This window comes from Ensifer sp. NM-2, assembly GCF_003024455.1.
In the GTDB taxonomy this organism is placed as follows: domain Bacteria; phylum Pseudomonadota; class Alphaproteobacteria; order Rhizobiales; family Rhizobiaceae; genus Ensifer; species Ensifer canadensis.
In genome coordinates, this window is the sequence record NZ_PVZR01000001.1 from 746,518 (window position 1) to 760,750 (window position 14,233).

The following is a 14,233-nucleotide window of genomic DNA, read 5'->3' on the forward strand; positions in this document are numbered from 1 at the left end:
CGCGCCATTCGTTTCGAGGAGCATTCCATGGCCGACCTTTCCGCCTTTCCGATCACCAAGCGCTGGCCTGCGAAGAACCCGGACATCGTCCCAGCTCTATTCCTTGCCGACGCCGAACGGCGTGAAGATCTCCATTGTGCTCGAAGAACTGGGATTGCCCTACGAGGCGCACCGGATCTCGTTCGACACCAACGACCAGAAATCGGCGGAATTCCTGTCGCTCAACCCCAATGGCCGCATTCCGGCGATCATCGATCCGCACGGCCCTGGCGGCAAGGCGATCGGGTTGTTCGAGTCTGGGGCGATCCTTCTCTATCTCGCGGAAAAGACAGGGAAACTTCTGCCTTCGGATGCGGCCGCGCGTTATGAAGCGATCTGCTGGGTGATGTTCCAGATGGGCGGCGTCGGCCCGATGCTCGGCCAGTTCGGTCACTTCTTCAAATTCGCTGCCGACAAGGTCGCCAACAACATCTATCCGGTGGAGCGCTACCGCGACGAATCGAAACGGCTGCTGGGCGTGCTGGAGGGGCGGCTCCAGGGGCGGTAATGGCTGATGGGCGATGAGTATACGATCGCCGACATCGCCACCTATCCCTGGGTCGAAGGTGCGCGCAAATTCTATGGCGGCGCCGATGTGCTCGACTACAAGAGCTTCCCGAATGTGATGGCCTGGGTCGACCGAGGACTGGCGCGTCCGGCAGCGCAAAAGGGCATGGAGATCCCGGCCAAGGGCTGACGATCGGCCGGCGTGGCCGTCGTTCGAGTTGACGAGGCTCGGGCGGAAAGGCTACGCCTTGTTGTACAAACGAATAAATGACGGGTGAGAGCGTGTCCGGAAAGCTTGTTGTTATCGGTGGCGGTCAGGCCGCCTTTGCGTTGGTCGCCAAACTGCGGGCGTTGAAGGACGAAAGACCGATCACCATCGTCGCGTCCGAGGCAAGCCTGCCCTATCAGCGTCCGCCACTTTCCAAGAAATACCTGCTTCGCGAGATGAGCCTTGATCGACTGCTTTATCGGGCGGAAGCCTGGTACGGCGAGCATGATGTCGACATCAGGCTGTCGACCACGGTGACGGATCTCGACCGAGATGCCAGCCGCGTGATGCTGAGCGACGGCACGTCGCTCGACTATGAGACGCTCGCGTTTGCAACCGGCGCCACCCCCCGTCGGTTGCCAGCCTCGGTCGGCGGCGATCTCGACGGCGTTTTCACCGTCCGCGACTTCAGGGATGCCGATCTGCTGGCTGAAGAGATGAAGCCGGGCAGGCGGGCGCTCGTCGTCGGCGGCGGCTATATCGGCCTTGAGGCCGCGGCCGTTGCACGAACGCTCGGGCTTGAGGTGACGGTCATCGAGATGGCCGACCGCATCCTGCAACGCGTCGCCTCCGCGGCGACGTCAGGCATCGTTCGAGAAATCCATCGATCGCGCGGTGTCGATATTCGCGAGGGAACAGGGCTCAACCGGCTGGTTGGCGAGAATGGCCGCGTTACCGGCGTCGAGCTTTCCGACGGGTCGGTGCTTCCGGTCGACCTCGTCATCGTCGGTATCGGCGTGACCGCCAACGACCACCTGGCGCACGACGCCGGTCTTGAAACCGCCGGCGGCATCGTCGTCGACAGCCACGGCCGCACCTCCGACCCGGCGATTTTCGCGATGGGCGATTGCGCCGTTCAGCCCTGGGGCAACATGCGCATCCGCCTCGAATCGGTTCAGAACGCCGTGGATCAGGCCGAGGCTGTTGCCGCCGTCATTGCCGGCGGTGTCGAGCCTTATGCGCCCAAGCCCTGGTTCTGGTCGGACCAGTACGATGTGAAGTTGCAGATCGCCGGCTTTGGCCTCGGCCACGACGAAACCATCGTTCGCCCCGGCCAGCGCGAGGGCAGCGTTTCGGTCTGGTATTTCCGCGAGGGCAAGCTTCTGGCCGTCGACGCGATCAACGACGCCAAGGCCTATGTCACCGGCAAGAAGCTGCTGGAGACGGGTATTCATCCGGACAGGGCCGTCATTGCCGATCCGCAATCGGATCTGAAGGCGCTTCTGGCCCAGGCTTAGAGCCTGTCGCGCAAAAGTGCGTAGCGGATTTGCGACATCGACAGGCGAAAACAGGGGCTTGAAGCGCACCAAGCGAATTCTACAGCGCCGCGCGTCTTATTAGACGCGCAAAGGTCGCTGTAGCACTTTGAATTGCTGCATGTTTTTATCCTTATATCGAAGACGATTTAAGGAAACATGCAGTAGAGACCCCGATGCGCTTTAGCGGTGTGACCGTCACAGCGTCATTGGGCCGCTTCGAAATCTTTAACTACAAGGCGTTGGCATTTCAGCCTTCGTTAAGGACGAAAGCAACGTCCTGTTTCGAAACGGACGTTGCGACCTGACTTTTCACAATTCCTTAAACGGCACGACGCCAACAGAAGCGATGAACCGGAAGTGGGCGTTCCATTTCCGGACCAGAAATTTCATTTAGGCGTTTGGCGATGTTCAAGGTTCTTACATGCCTCGTGGTCGAGCATGACCCAAAGCTGGTCGTGCTCGCCGCCCTCATCTGCTTCCTGTCGAGCTACGGTGCCGTGACCTTGCTTCAGCGAGGACGCGCATCCGCAGGCAAGGCGCGGGCGATATGGGCCGTGGCTGCCGGCATCGCCAGTGGCTTCGGCATCTGGGCGACCCACTTCATCGCCATGCTTGCCTACGACCCAGGCGTCGTGCTCGGCTATCAGATCGATCTGACGGCCCTGTCGCTTGCCGTCGCGGTCGTTCTGACGACGATGGCACTGCTGATTGCGACCTATGCGCAGGGACCTGTCGCCTGGATCGCCGGCGGCATCGTCCTCGGTTTCGGCGTCGCCTGCATGCACTTCCTCGGCATGGCGGCGCTCGATGTTCCAGGTACCATCCGCTGGGACTGGACGCTCGTCGTCGCCTCCGTCTTTGCCGGCTCCCTGTTCGATATCGGCGCCTTGCGGGCCATCACACACATCGATCGGCCGTTGAAAGCCAAAATTCTGGCGACGCTGTTCATGACGCTCGGTATCGTCGCCTTGCACTTCACGGCGATGGGTGCGGTGACGATCGAAGCCGATTTGCTGCTGCCGTCGCCCGAGGGGATGATACAGCCGCATTTTCTTGCTTTCGTCATCGCCGGAACCGCTTTCTTCCTGCTAACCATGGTCTTGCTTGCCGCAGGCTTTGCGCACCATGCCGAGCTTTCCGCCGCCGCCTCCGAGCGCGAATTCGCCCGCTTCGTGAAAAGCGTCAAGGACTACGCCATCTACATGCTCGACGCAAAAGGCCGCGTCGCGAGCTGGAATGCCGGAGCCGAAGCCAACAAGGGCTATACTGCCGACGAAATCGTCGGCAAGAGTTTCGGATGCTTCTATTCTCCCGAGGATCAGCGGGCAGGCGTACCGCAACAGGCGCTCGACGAAGCCTATGCCAACGGCAAGTTCGAGTGTGTAGGCTGGCGCTATCGCAGGGATGGCACGCGCTTCTGGGCGCATGTCGTGATCGACCCGTTCCTGCATGAGGATGGCACGCATGCGGGCTTCATCAAGATCGTCAAGGACATCACCAAGGAAAAGGTCGACGCCGACCGCATCGCCGAAGTGAGCAAGAATCTCGACATTGCGCTTGAGAACATGTCGCAGGGCATCTGCCTCTTCGACAGCGGCGACCGCCTGCTGCTATCCAACCGGCGCTGCCGCGAGATCTTCGGCTTCTCGGAGACGCTGGCCGGAAAGGGCCTGACGTTCCGCCAGATCCTCGACGAGGTTTTTGCCCGAACCTATTCCGATCCGGTCATCGCCCGGGCGAAATCGGAAGAACTCTATCAGAGGCACCGCGTCGACATGGTCGGCAAGGGCGGTGGCGACATCGTCGAAAAGCTGCCGAACGGTCGCTCGATCCTGACCAAGCACCGCACCCTCGCGGATGGCGGCTGGGTCAGCACCTACGAGGACATCACCGAGCGCCTGGACAGCGAGGAGCAGATTTCGTTCCTCGCTCGCCATGACAGCCTGACGGGCCTCCCGAACCGGCTGCAGTTCAGCAGCTATCTAGAGGAGGAACTCGATGCGGCCGCCTGGTTCTCGCGCAAGGTCGCGGTGATCGGTCTCGACCTCAATAAGTTCAAGGAAGTCAACGACCTGCATGGCCATGCTGCCGGCGATTTCGTGTTGGTGACGATTGCCCAGCGGATGAAGTCGCTGTTGCAGGAGGGCGAGTTCGTGGCCCGCTTCGGCGGCGACGAGTTCGCGGCCGTCAAGCGCTTCGAGGAATTGTCCGAACTCAACGACTTCCTCCGCCGCATCGAGAAAAGCCTGCATGAAGAAATGCGCTTCGGCGACTTCGAGTTGAAGTCCGGTGGCAGCATGGGTGTCGCGATCTATCCGCAGGACGCCGAGACGGCCGACACGCTGATCAACAATGCCGACCTTGCGATGTACCGCGCCAAGGCCGCGCTGAACCAGAGCGTCTGCTTCTACGAAGTGTCGATGGATGAGGCTGCACGCCAGCGCCGCAGCCTTGCCAACGATCTGTGGGATGCGATCGAGAAGAATCAGTTGGCGTTGCACTACCAGGTCCAGAAGTCGGTGATGTCAGGTGACGTCATCGGTTATGAGGTGCTTCTGCGCTGGCACCATCCCGAGCGCGGTATGGTGCCTCCGAACGAGTTCATTCCGCTGGCGGAAGAATGCGGCGCGATCCTGCCGATCGGCGAATGGGTTCTGCGCGAGGCCTGCCGCGAAGCCGCGGGCTGGCAGAGCACCCACAAGATCGCCGTCAATCTTTCGCCGGTGCAGCTTGCCAATGGTGACATCGTCAGCCTGGTCGAGGACGTGATTTCCGAGACCGGGCTCGACCCGAAGCGGCTGGAACTCGAAATCACGGAATCGACGATCATCGACGACAAGGAGCGCGCGCTCCTGACCCTTCGCCAGATCAAGGAGCTTGGGGTCACCATCGCGATCGACGACTTCGGCACCGGCTATTCGTCGCTCGAGACGCTGCGGTCCTTCCCGTTCGACAAGATCAAGCTCGACAAGAGCTTCATGTGGGAGGTGGAAGCAAGTCCGCAGGCAAAGGCGATCGTGCGCGCCATCCTCGCACTCGGGCAGAGCCTCTCGGTTCCTGTTCTCGCCGAAGGCGTCGAGACGCAGACGCAGCTCGATATCCTGCAGGCGGAAGGCTGTGACGAAGCGCAGGGTTACCTGCTCGGCAGACCAGCACCGATCTCAAGTCTCGCCATGGGCAAGGTGAAAGTGGCGGCCGCCTGACGGTCGCCGCCGCCTGCACGACACGGCGGCCCGGCAAACATCATTGAGGCTATTTCCAGGAAAAGTGCGATGCGATTTTCCACCAGGAAACGCGTAAAGACAACGAGCTGGAACGCTTTTGGGACTCTGTTTAAGCGCGGAAGCGCTCTGTAGGCGGGAATGCACCTACTGGCGCAGAAGCATCTTTCCCGCACCTTCGACAAGGAAGCGCGGGAAGAAGAAGATGCCGTGGATCGTACCGGAATAGCGTTCTTCGAGGCCCGAGGATTCGCCGATGCAGAACACCGGCTGCTTGTGGCCGGATTCGAGGCTGATCGTCGTCGAGAAGCAGAAGGACGAACACGTGGTTGCCGCCTGCTCAAAAAGCTCGAGCACGTGGTTGCGGTCGGCGAGGTCGTAGCAGCGCACGAAATTGAGCAGCCCGCATTCGCTCTCGTTGAGACCGTGGATCGCGGACGCCTTCTCGCCAAGCCGGAACAGGCCCGTCGACAGGTCGCCCGACCAACCTTCGGAAACGCAGAACTGTTCCAGGAATTCCTGATGCGGGAGACCGGAATGCATCTGTCCCGGAACACCGAGGGGAACTGAATTTGTTCTCGTGATCTTAAACACGGTCTACCCCAGCACGACCCCTGGCGAATGTCGTCTTCCCACCAGGCAGGCCCATCCCCAATATACAACCCTCGCCAGCCATCGACCCATAGCAGGAAGAACACGCACGATAGTCGTTTGCGTCTTTCTGTACGGAAAGGTCACGAAACTGTGACGTAGCTCGCCAAGCGAAATGATTTCGCAGGAAAGGCCGGCTTAATTTGCGATGAAATACTTATATGCTTTGCGTGATGTTCTCAAAGAGAGCTTGGACACACAGTTAATATGAAAAGTTTGAGCGATTTTTCGCTCGCTTTAGGCCCACCATCCAGTCTCTCGTGAATCTCTGTCCACTTGGGGCGGTGTTATAGTTCGTTTTTTCTCGACTTCAACGCTTTTTTAGTGCCGCCGCAGCTACCGGGTAATTTTTCCTGCGGACAGCTTTGACGTGCACGTTAGATGCAACCGCAGGATTATCGCAAAAACGAGAAAGGGCGACCCGAGGGTCGCCCTTTCCGATCCGAATGGATCATCGTGGATCTGCTTGAACAGGTCCGCGATAAGGCTGGCGCCCTATCACATCATGTCCATGCTGCCCGTTCAGCGCGCTTGACGCGCTGAACCGCTCTTAGTGCATGGGCAAAGCTTTATGGACAATGCTGCGATTGGGCTGGCGCCCTATCACATCATGTCCATGCCGCCCGTTCAGCGCGCTTGACGCGCTGAACTGCTCTTGGTGCATGGGCGAAGCTCTATGGACAATGCTGCGATTGGGCTGGCGCCCTATCACATCATGTCCATGCCGCCCATGCCGCCCATGCCGCCCGGCATCGCCGGCGAGTCCTTCTTCGGCAGTTCGGCGATCATGGCTTCCGTCGTAACGAGAAGGCCAGCAACCGAAGCCGCGTCCTGAAGGGCGGTGCGAACAACCTTGACCGGGTCGATGATGCCCATGGCAATCATGTCGCCATATTCGCCGGTCTGGGCGTTGTAGCCGAAGTTGTCCTGGTCCTTGTCGAGGATCTTGCCGACAACGATCGAAGCTTCGTCACCAGCGTTCTCAGCGATCTGGCGGGCCGGAGCCTGCAGAGCGCGACGAACGATGTTGATGCCGGCTTCCTGGTCGTCGTTCACACCCTTGACGGTGATCTTGACGGAAGAACGCAGCAGGGCAACGCCGCCGCCCGGTACGATGCCTTCCTGAACAGCAGCGCGCGTCGCGTTGAGAGCGTCGTCGATGCGGTCCTTCTTTTCCTTCACTTCAACTTCCGTCGAGCCGCCAACGCGGATTACGGCAACGCCGCCAGCGAGCTTGGCAAGACGTTCCTGCAGCTTTTCGCGGTCGTAGTCAGAAGTGGTTTCTTCGATCTGAGCCTTGATCTGCGAAACGCGGCCTTCGATGTCGCTCTTCTGGCCAGCACCGTCGACGATCGTGGTGTTTTCCTTGGAGATCGAAACCTTCTTCGCACGGCCGAGCATGTCGAGCGTGACGTTTTCGAGCTTGATGCCGAGGTCTTCGGAGATCACGGTACCACCGGTCAGGATGGCGATGTCTTCGAGCATGGCCTTGCGGCGATCGCCGAAGCCCGGAGCCTTGACGGCAGCGATCTTCAGGCCGCCACGCAGCTTGTTGACGACGAGCGTAGCAAGAGCTTCGCCTTCGACGTCTTCAGCGATGATGAGGAGCGGCTTGCCGGTCTGAACGACAGCTTCGAGAACCGGGAGCATGGCCTGGAGGTTCGAGAGCTTCTTCTCGTGGAGGAGAACGAAGACGTCGTCGAGGTCAGCGACCATCTTTTCCGGGTTGGTGACGAAGTAGGGGCTGAGGTAGCCACGGTCGAACTGCATGCCTTCGACGACTTCGAGTTCGGTTTCGGCGGTCTTGGCTTCTTCAACCGTGATGACGCCTTCGTTGCCGACCTTCTGCATCGCTTCTGCGATGTCGAGGCCGATCTGACGCTCGCCGTTTGCCGAGATCGTGCCGACCTGTGCGACTTCTTCCGAAGTGTTGATCTTCTTGGCCTTGGCCTGGAGATCCTTGACGACTTCGGTGACAGCGAGGTCGATGCCGCGCTTCAGGTCCATCGGGTTCATGCCGGCAGCAACAGCCTTGGCGCCTTCGCGAACGATCGCCTGGGCCAGAACGGTTGCAGTCGTGGTGCCGTCGCCGGCGATGTCGTTGGTCTTCGAAGCAACTTCGCGGACCATCTGGGCGCCCATGTTTTCGAACTTGTCTTCAAGTTCGATTTCCTTGGCAACTGATACGCCGTCCTTGGTGATGCGCGGAGCGCCGAAGGACTTGTCGATGATGACGTTACGGCCCTTCGGGCCGAGCGTGACCTTTACGGCGTCAGCGAGGATATCGACGCCACGCAGCATCTTTTCGCGCGCGGTGCGGCCGAATTTGATTTCTTTTGCAGCCATTTGAGAAAACTCCCGGGCTCATTGCCCATTGGTTGTCATGAAAAGGTGTGGACGACGGCAGATCAGCCGATGATGCCCATGATGTCGGCTTCCTTCATGATGAGAAGGTCTTCGCCGTTGATCTTGACTTCGGTGCCCGACCACTTGCCGAACAGAACGCGGTCGCCAGCCTTGACGTCGAGAGCAACAACCTTGCCGCTTTCGTCACGGGCGCCCGAGCCAACAGCGACGATTTCGCCTTCCTGCGGCTTTTCCTTAGCGGTGTCCGGAATGATGATGCCGCCCTTGGTCTTTTCCTCAGACTCGACGCGGCGGACGACAACGCGGTCGTGCAGCGGGCGAAAATTGGTGCTTGCCATTAGTCTAATCCCTCGATCAAATGACACTACGGATCGCTCAACGACCCGATGGATGGGTGTTAGCACTCTCTTTTGTCGAGTGCTAGCGAGGCCGAGATAAGGCTGGGTCCGGGACGAGTCAAGGATTGGCCGTTCAAAAAATTTCAGGCGACATGATTATCGGCGGCTGATGACAGGCAACGAACGGCGGCCGGGCCGGAACGTTTGCCTGCCTATTGCATGAAGCGGTCGGAATTTGGGCAGATCCGATATCGAGGATTTGCCTGGTCTCGCTGCCCGATCCGGTTGTTATCATGAGCCTCGGGGTCGGCAGGCCCTGACGCTGATGTCCCGTGGACCGTCTCCTCGGCATGAGGGAGGGGCGGGCGCCGAATCCTTGGGAATGGCGGCGATTTTCTAGGCGCGAGGCTTGTATTCTCGGCCCTTCCTTGCCATGCAAGCCGGAAACCGAGTTTGCAGGAAGCCCGCATGGCCGCAAGGATCAACAGTTTTCGGGAAATCGCAGGGCGCTATGACGTCGTGCTCTGTGACGTCTGGGGTGTTCTCCACAACGGCGTTCAGGCGTTTGCGTCGGCCTGCGAGGCCCTGGCGGAAGCGCGTGCAGCAGGGCTTACGGTTGTCCTCATCACCAATTCTCCCCGGCCAAGCCCCAGCGTCAAGGTACAGATCCGCGGGCTGGGCGTTCCCGATGAAGCCTATGATCGCATCGTCACGTCGGGCGATGTGACCCGCACCTTGATCGCCGCAGCCGACAAGAAGATTTTCTTCATCGGCGCCGAACGCGATCTGCCGTTGCTCGAAGGGCTCGGCACCGAGATCGTCTCGTCGGAAGATGCAGAGACCGTCGTCTGCGCCGGCTTCTACGACGATGAAACCGAAACGCCGGAGCACTATCGCGCGACGCTGACCGGACTTGCCAAGCGCAAGATCCCGTTCATCTGCGCCAATCCGGACCTGGTGGTCGAGCGCGGCCACCGGCTGATCCCCTGTGCCGGCGCCATCGCCAAGCTTTACGAGGAGCTCGGCGGCGAAGCCCGGATCGCCGGAAAGCCCTATATCTCCATCTACCGTGCCGCGCTGACGGAAGCCAAGGCCGTTCGCGGTCCACTCGATCTGTCGCGTGTCATCGCCGTCGGCGACGGTATGCCGACCGATGTCAAGGGCGCCCAGGATGCCGGCTTCGATCTGCTTTACATCAGTGCCGGTATTCACGCGCAAGAATACATGAACGAAAGCCGCACCGACGAGGCGAAGCTTACTGCCTTCCTGAGGAAGGAAGGTGCTTCGCCGAAGTGGTGGATGCCCAGGCTCGCCTGACGGGAAGATCGAGATGACGGTTTTTCATCGCAACGAAACCCGCGACCCGCTGCCCGAGCGTCTGCGTGGCGGCGTTGTCGCCATCGGCAATTTCGACGGTGTTCACCGCGGCCACCAATCCGTGCTGGAGCGAGCGCTGGAAGAAGCCGCGGCACGCGGCGTTCCCGCACTGGTGTTGACCTTCGAGCCGCATCCGCGCACGGTCTTTCGGCCAGACACGCCGGTCTTCCGGCTGACGCCCGCACCGCTGAAAGCCCGTATCCTCGAAGGCATGGGGTTTGGCGCCGTCATCGAATACCCGTTCGATCGCACCTTCTCCGAACTTTCCGCGTCCGATTTCATCCATCGGGTGCTCCTGGAGTGGCTGCATGCCTCGCATGTGGTCACCGGGTTCGATTTCCATTTCGGCAAGGGGCGCGAAGGCGGTCCCGCCTTTCTGATGGCGGCGGGCGGCGAAAACGGCTTCGGCGTCACCCTGGTCGACGCCTTCCGCGATGAGAATGCCTCGGTGATCTCCTCGAGCTTCATTCGCTCGCTGCTCGGCCAGGGCGACGTTTCTCACGCGGCCGGCTTGCTCGGCTATCGCTACACGGTCGAGGCCGAAGTAATCGACGGCAAAAAACTCGGGCGGACCCTCGGCTATCCCACGGCCAACATGCGTCTACCGCCCGAGGTCGAACTTAGAACCGGCATCTATGCCGTGCGCTTCCGCCGGGCTGACGGCTCGCTCTATGATGGCGTTGCCAGCTTTGGCCGGCGTCCGACCGTCGACAGCGACGGCGAGGCGTTGCTTGAAACCTTCGTCTTCGATTTTTCCGGCGATCTCTACGGCGAGGTCTGTTCGGTTTCGTTCTTCGGCCACCTGCGCGACGAGCTGAAGTTCGACGGGCTCGACCCGCTGGTGGCGCAGATCCGAAAGGACGAAGACGAGGCGAGGGCGTTGCTCTCCGGCGTCACGCCCTTGAGCGATATCGATCGCCGGATCAACTTCGCCTAAAGAAATCCGTCGCGCCGAAGCGGCGGACCTTTTCAAAAGGCCGAAAACGCCTTAAACAACCGGCCACCATGACCCGGCACCGTCGACTGACCATCGATCAGCGAATTATTGGCCCGGCTTTCCGCGCGCACTAGGCCGCCGGAAGGTCCGGGATTTCGGCGTTTCCAACGCCTCAGTCATCTCTGGAGCGCCGCGCGTCTCTTGGACACGCTAAGGTAGCTCGAACACTTTGAAGCTGCGCATGATCCTTTTCCGAAAATCGATCCCGATTTCAGGGTTATGCGCCGGATACCGAACCCTTTCGCATGCGCGATGATCCGCGCGGAAAAGACGATTGCAAAGACCATGACAGATACCGCTGAGAAGATCGACTATTCCTCCACCCTCTATCTGCCGCAGACGGAGTTTCCGATGCGTGCCGGCCTGCCGCAGAAGGAGCCCGAAACGGTTTCCCGCTGGCAGAAGATGGGTCTCTACAAGAAGCTGCGTGCCTCGGCCGCCGGTCGCGAGAAATTCGTGCTGCATGACGGCCCTCCCTACGCCAACGGCAACATCCATATCGGCCATGCGCTGAACAAGATCCTCAAGGACGTCATCAACCGCTCGTTCCAGATGCGCGGCTTCGACGCCAACTACGTGCCGGGCTGGGATTGCCACGGCCTGCCGATCGAATGGAAGATCGAGGAGAAGTATCGCGAGAAGGGCCAGAACAAGGACGAGGTCCCGGTTAACGAGTTCCGCAAGGAATGCCGCGACTTCGCTGCGGGCTGGATCCAGATCCAGGCGGAAGAGTTCAAGCGCCTCGGCATTGAGGGCGACTTCGACAACCCCTATACGACGATGAACTTCCACGCCGAAGCCCGCATCGCCGGCGAACTGATGAAAATCGCCAAGATGGGGCAGCTCTATCGCGGCTCCAAGCCGGTGATGTGGTCGGTCGTCGAGCGCACGGCGCTGGCCGAAGCCGAAGTCGAATATGCCGACGTCGAAAGCGACATGATCTGGGTGAAGTTCCCGGTCACCGAAGGCTCGGCAGATCTTGCAGGCACCTTCGTCGTGATCTGGACGACCACACCCTGGACGATCCCCGGCAACCGCGCCATCGCCTTCTCCTCGCGTTACGCCTATGGTCTCTACGAGGTTGCGACTGCAGAGAACGATTTCGGTCCGCAGCCCGGCGAAAAGCTGATCTTCGCCAAACGTCTGGCAGACGAGTCCGCCGCCAAGGCGAAGCTCACCTTCAATTTCGTCCGCGACATCGAGGGCGCTGAACTGGCCGCCGTCACCTGCGCCCATCCGCTGCATGGGCTGGGTGGCGGTTACGCGTTCAAGGTGCCGTTGCTCGATGGCGACCATGTCACCGACGACGCCGGCACCGGCTTCGTGCACACGGCGCCGAGCCACGGCCGCGAGGACTTTGACGCCTGGATGGACAATGCCCGCGCGCTTGAAGCCCGCGGCATCTCCTCGGCAATTCCGTTCACCGTCGACGACGCCGGTTATTTCACCGCCGACGCCCATGGCTTCGGCCCGGACGCCGAAGGTGGCGCCGGCCGCGTGCTCGACGACAAGGGCAAGAAGGGCGATGCCAATGATCGCGTCATCAAGGCGCTGATCGCCCGTCACGCGCTGTTTGCCCGCGGCCGTCTGAAGCATTCCTATCCGCATTCCTGGCGTTCCAAGAAGCCGGTGATCTTCCGCAACACGCCGCAGTGGTTCGTCTACATGGACAAGGGCTTCGGCGACGGCACGACGCTGCGCTCGCGCGCCCTGTCGGCCATCGACGATACCCGCTTCGTCCCCGGCGCCGGCCAGAACCGCCTGCGTGCGATGATCGAGGGACGTCCGGACTGGGTGCTCTCGCGCCAGCGTGCCTGGGGCGTTCCGATCGCGATCTTTGCCGACGAGCAGGGCGAGATCCTTGTCGATGAGGCCGTCAACGCCCGCATTCTCGAAGCCTTCGAGCAGGAAGGCGCCGATGCCTGGTTCGCCGAAGGTGCCAAGGATCGCTTCCTCGGTAATGACCACGACCACGAGAAGTGGCACCAGGTCATGGACATTCTCGACGTCTGGTTCGATTCAGGCTCGACGCATACCTTCACGCTCGAAGATCGTCCGGATCTGAAGTGGCCGGCTGACGTCTATCTCGAAGGCTCCGACCAGCACCGCGGCTGGTTCCATTCGTCGCTGCTCGAATCCTGCGCAACGCGCGGCCGTGCGCCCTACAACGCCGTTGTCACTCATGGTTTCACCATGGATGAGAAGGGCGAGAAGATGTCGAAGTCGAAGGGCAACACCGTCACGCCGCAGGAAGTGATGAAGGATGCCGGCGCCGACATCCTGCGCCTCTGGGTGATGACGACGGACTATTGGGAAGATCAGCGCCTCGGCAAGACGATCATCCAGACCAACATCGACGCCTATCGCAAGCTGCGCAATACCATCCGCTGGATGCTGGGCACGCTGGCGCACGACAAGGGCGAGGAAGTCGCCCACGCCGAGCTGCCCGAGCTGGAAAAACTGATGCTGCATCGCCTGGCCGAACTCGACCAGGTCGTTCGTGAAGGTTATGACGCGTTCGACTTCAAGAGGATCGCCCGCGCTCTGATCGATTTCTCGAACGTCGAACTCTCCGCGTTCTATTTCGACGTGCGCAAGGATGCGCTCTATTGCGACGCACCGTCGAGCCTTCGTCGCCGGTCGGCGCTTGCGGTGATCCGCAAGCTGTTCGATTGCCTGGTGCTGTGGCTCGCGCCGATGCTGCCCTTCACCTGCGAAGAAGCATGGCTGTCGCGCAAGCCTGACGCTGTCTCGGTCCATCTCGAGCAGTTCCCGGCGATCCCGGCGGAATGGAAGAACGACGCCCTCGAGGCGAAGTGGGAAAAGATCCGCGCGGTGCGCACGGTCGTGACCGGGGCGCTTGAAATCGAGCGTCGCGAGAAGCGTATCGGCTCGTCGCTGGAGGCGGCTCCCGTCGTCTACATCGCCGATCCGGAGCTGTTGAAGGCGCTCGAAGGCGAAGACTTCGCCGAGATCTGCATCACGTCGGCGATCACCGTCGAGGCGGGCGAGGGCCCTGCCGACGCCTTCCGTCTGCCTGAGGTCGCCAAGGTTGGCGTCGTTCCGGAGGCCGCCGTTGGCCGCAAGTGCGCCCGCTCCTGGCGGATCACGACCGATGTCGGTTCGGATGCACTCTACCCTGAGGTGTCTGCCCGCGATGCCGCCGCCCTGCGGGAACTTGGCTTCAAGGCTTAAGGGATCATTTACCG

The 14,233-nt window shown here is 60.9% G+C and carries 8 protein-coding genes and 1 pseudogene; 6 read left to right on the plus strand and 3 right to left on the minus strand.

Annotated features, from left to right (window positions below; genetic code table 11):
- Nucleotides 1–27 precede the first annotated feature (27 nt).
- The 3 genes and pseudogenes from C6558_RS40260 to C6558_RS03680 all read left to right on the plus strand — a co-directional run bounded on the left by C6558_RS40260 (nt 28) and on the right by C6558_RS03680 (nt 5,276).
- Nucleotides 28–736: pseudogene (locus tag C6558_RS40260) on the plus strand (glutathione binding-like protein).
- 77 nt (nt 737–813) lie between these two features.
- The gene (locus C6558_RS03675) at nt 814–2,052 is read left to right on the plus strand and encodes an NAD(P)/FAD-dependent oxidoreductase (RefSeq protein WP_038575919.1); all 1,239 of its coding nucleotides are present in this window, start codon (nt 814–816) and stop codon (nt 2,050–2,052) included.
- 425 nt (nt 2,053–2,477) lie between these two features.
- Nucleotides 2,478–5,276 (plus strand): EAL domain-containing protein, encoded by a 2,799-nt coding sequence (locus tag C6558_RS03680; protein ID WP_025426055.1) that lies wholly within the window; start codon nt 2,478–2,480, stop codon nt 5,274–5,276.
- Between the two features lie 165 nt (nt 5,277–5,441).
- On the opposite strand, the gene C6558_RS03685 is transcribed toward C6558_RS03680, so the two are convergent.
- The 3 genes from C6558_RS03685 to groES form a co-directional block, all read right to left on the minus strand.
- Nucleotides 5,442–5,888, minus strand: a complete 447-nt coding sequence (locus C6558_RS03685) for a hypothetical protein (RefSeq protein ID WP_025426056.1) — start codon at nt 5,886–5,888, stop codon at nt 5,442–5,444.
- A gap of 765 nt (nt 5,889–6,653) precedes the next feature.
- Nucleotides 6,654–8,291: a chaperonin GroEL gene (gene groL / locus C6558_RS03690; protein ID WP_025426057.1), complete on the minus strand. Its 1,638-nt coding sequence runs from the start codon at nt 8,289–8,291 to the stop codon at nt 6,654–6,656.
- Between the two features lie 62 nt (nt 8,292–8,353).
- Nucleotides 8,354–8,650 (minus strand): co-chaperone GroES, encoded by a 297-nt coding sequence (gene groES, locus C6558_RS03695; RefSeq protein ID WP_004675403.1) that lies wholly within the window; start codon nt 8,648–8,650, stop codon nt 8,354–8,356.
- Between the two features lie 468 nt (nt 8,651–9,118).
- Here groES and C6558_RS03700 point away from each other — a divergent pair, with 468 nt between their 5' ends.
- The 3 genes from C6558_RS03700 (at nt 9,119) to ileS (ending at nt 14,219) form a co-directional block, all read left to right on the plus strand.
- Complete coding sequence (locus C6558_RS03700) at nt 9,119–9,967, plus strand: TIGR01459 family HAD-type hydrolase (protein WP_025426058.1); 849 nt, start codon at nt 9,119–9,121, stop codon at nt 9,965–9,967.
- Between the two features lie 13 nt (nt 9,968–9,980).
- Nucleotides 9,981–10,964, plus strand: coding sequence for a bifunctional riboflavin kinase/FAD synthetase (locus tag C6558_RS03705; RefSeq protein WP_025426059.1), 984 nt, complete (start codon nt 9,981–9,983; stop codon nt 10,962–10,964).
- A gap of 345 nt (nt 10,965–11,309) precedes the next feature.
- Nucleotides 11,310–14,219, plus strand: coding sequence for an isoleucine--tRNA ligase (ileS, locus tag C6558_RS03710; protein WP_025426060.1), 2,910 nt, complete (start codon nt 11,310–11,312; stop codon nt 14,217–14,219).
- Nucleotides 14,220–14,233 lie beyond the last annotated feature (14 nt).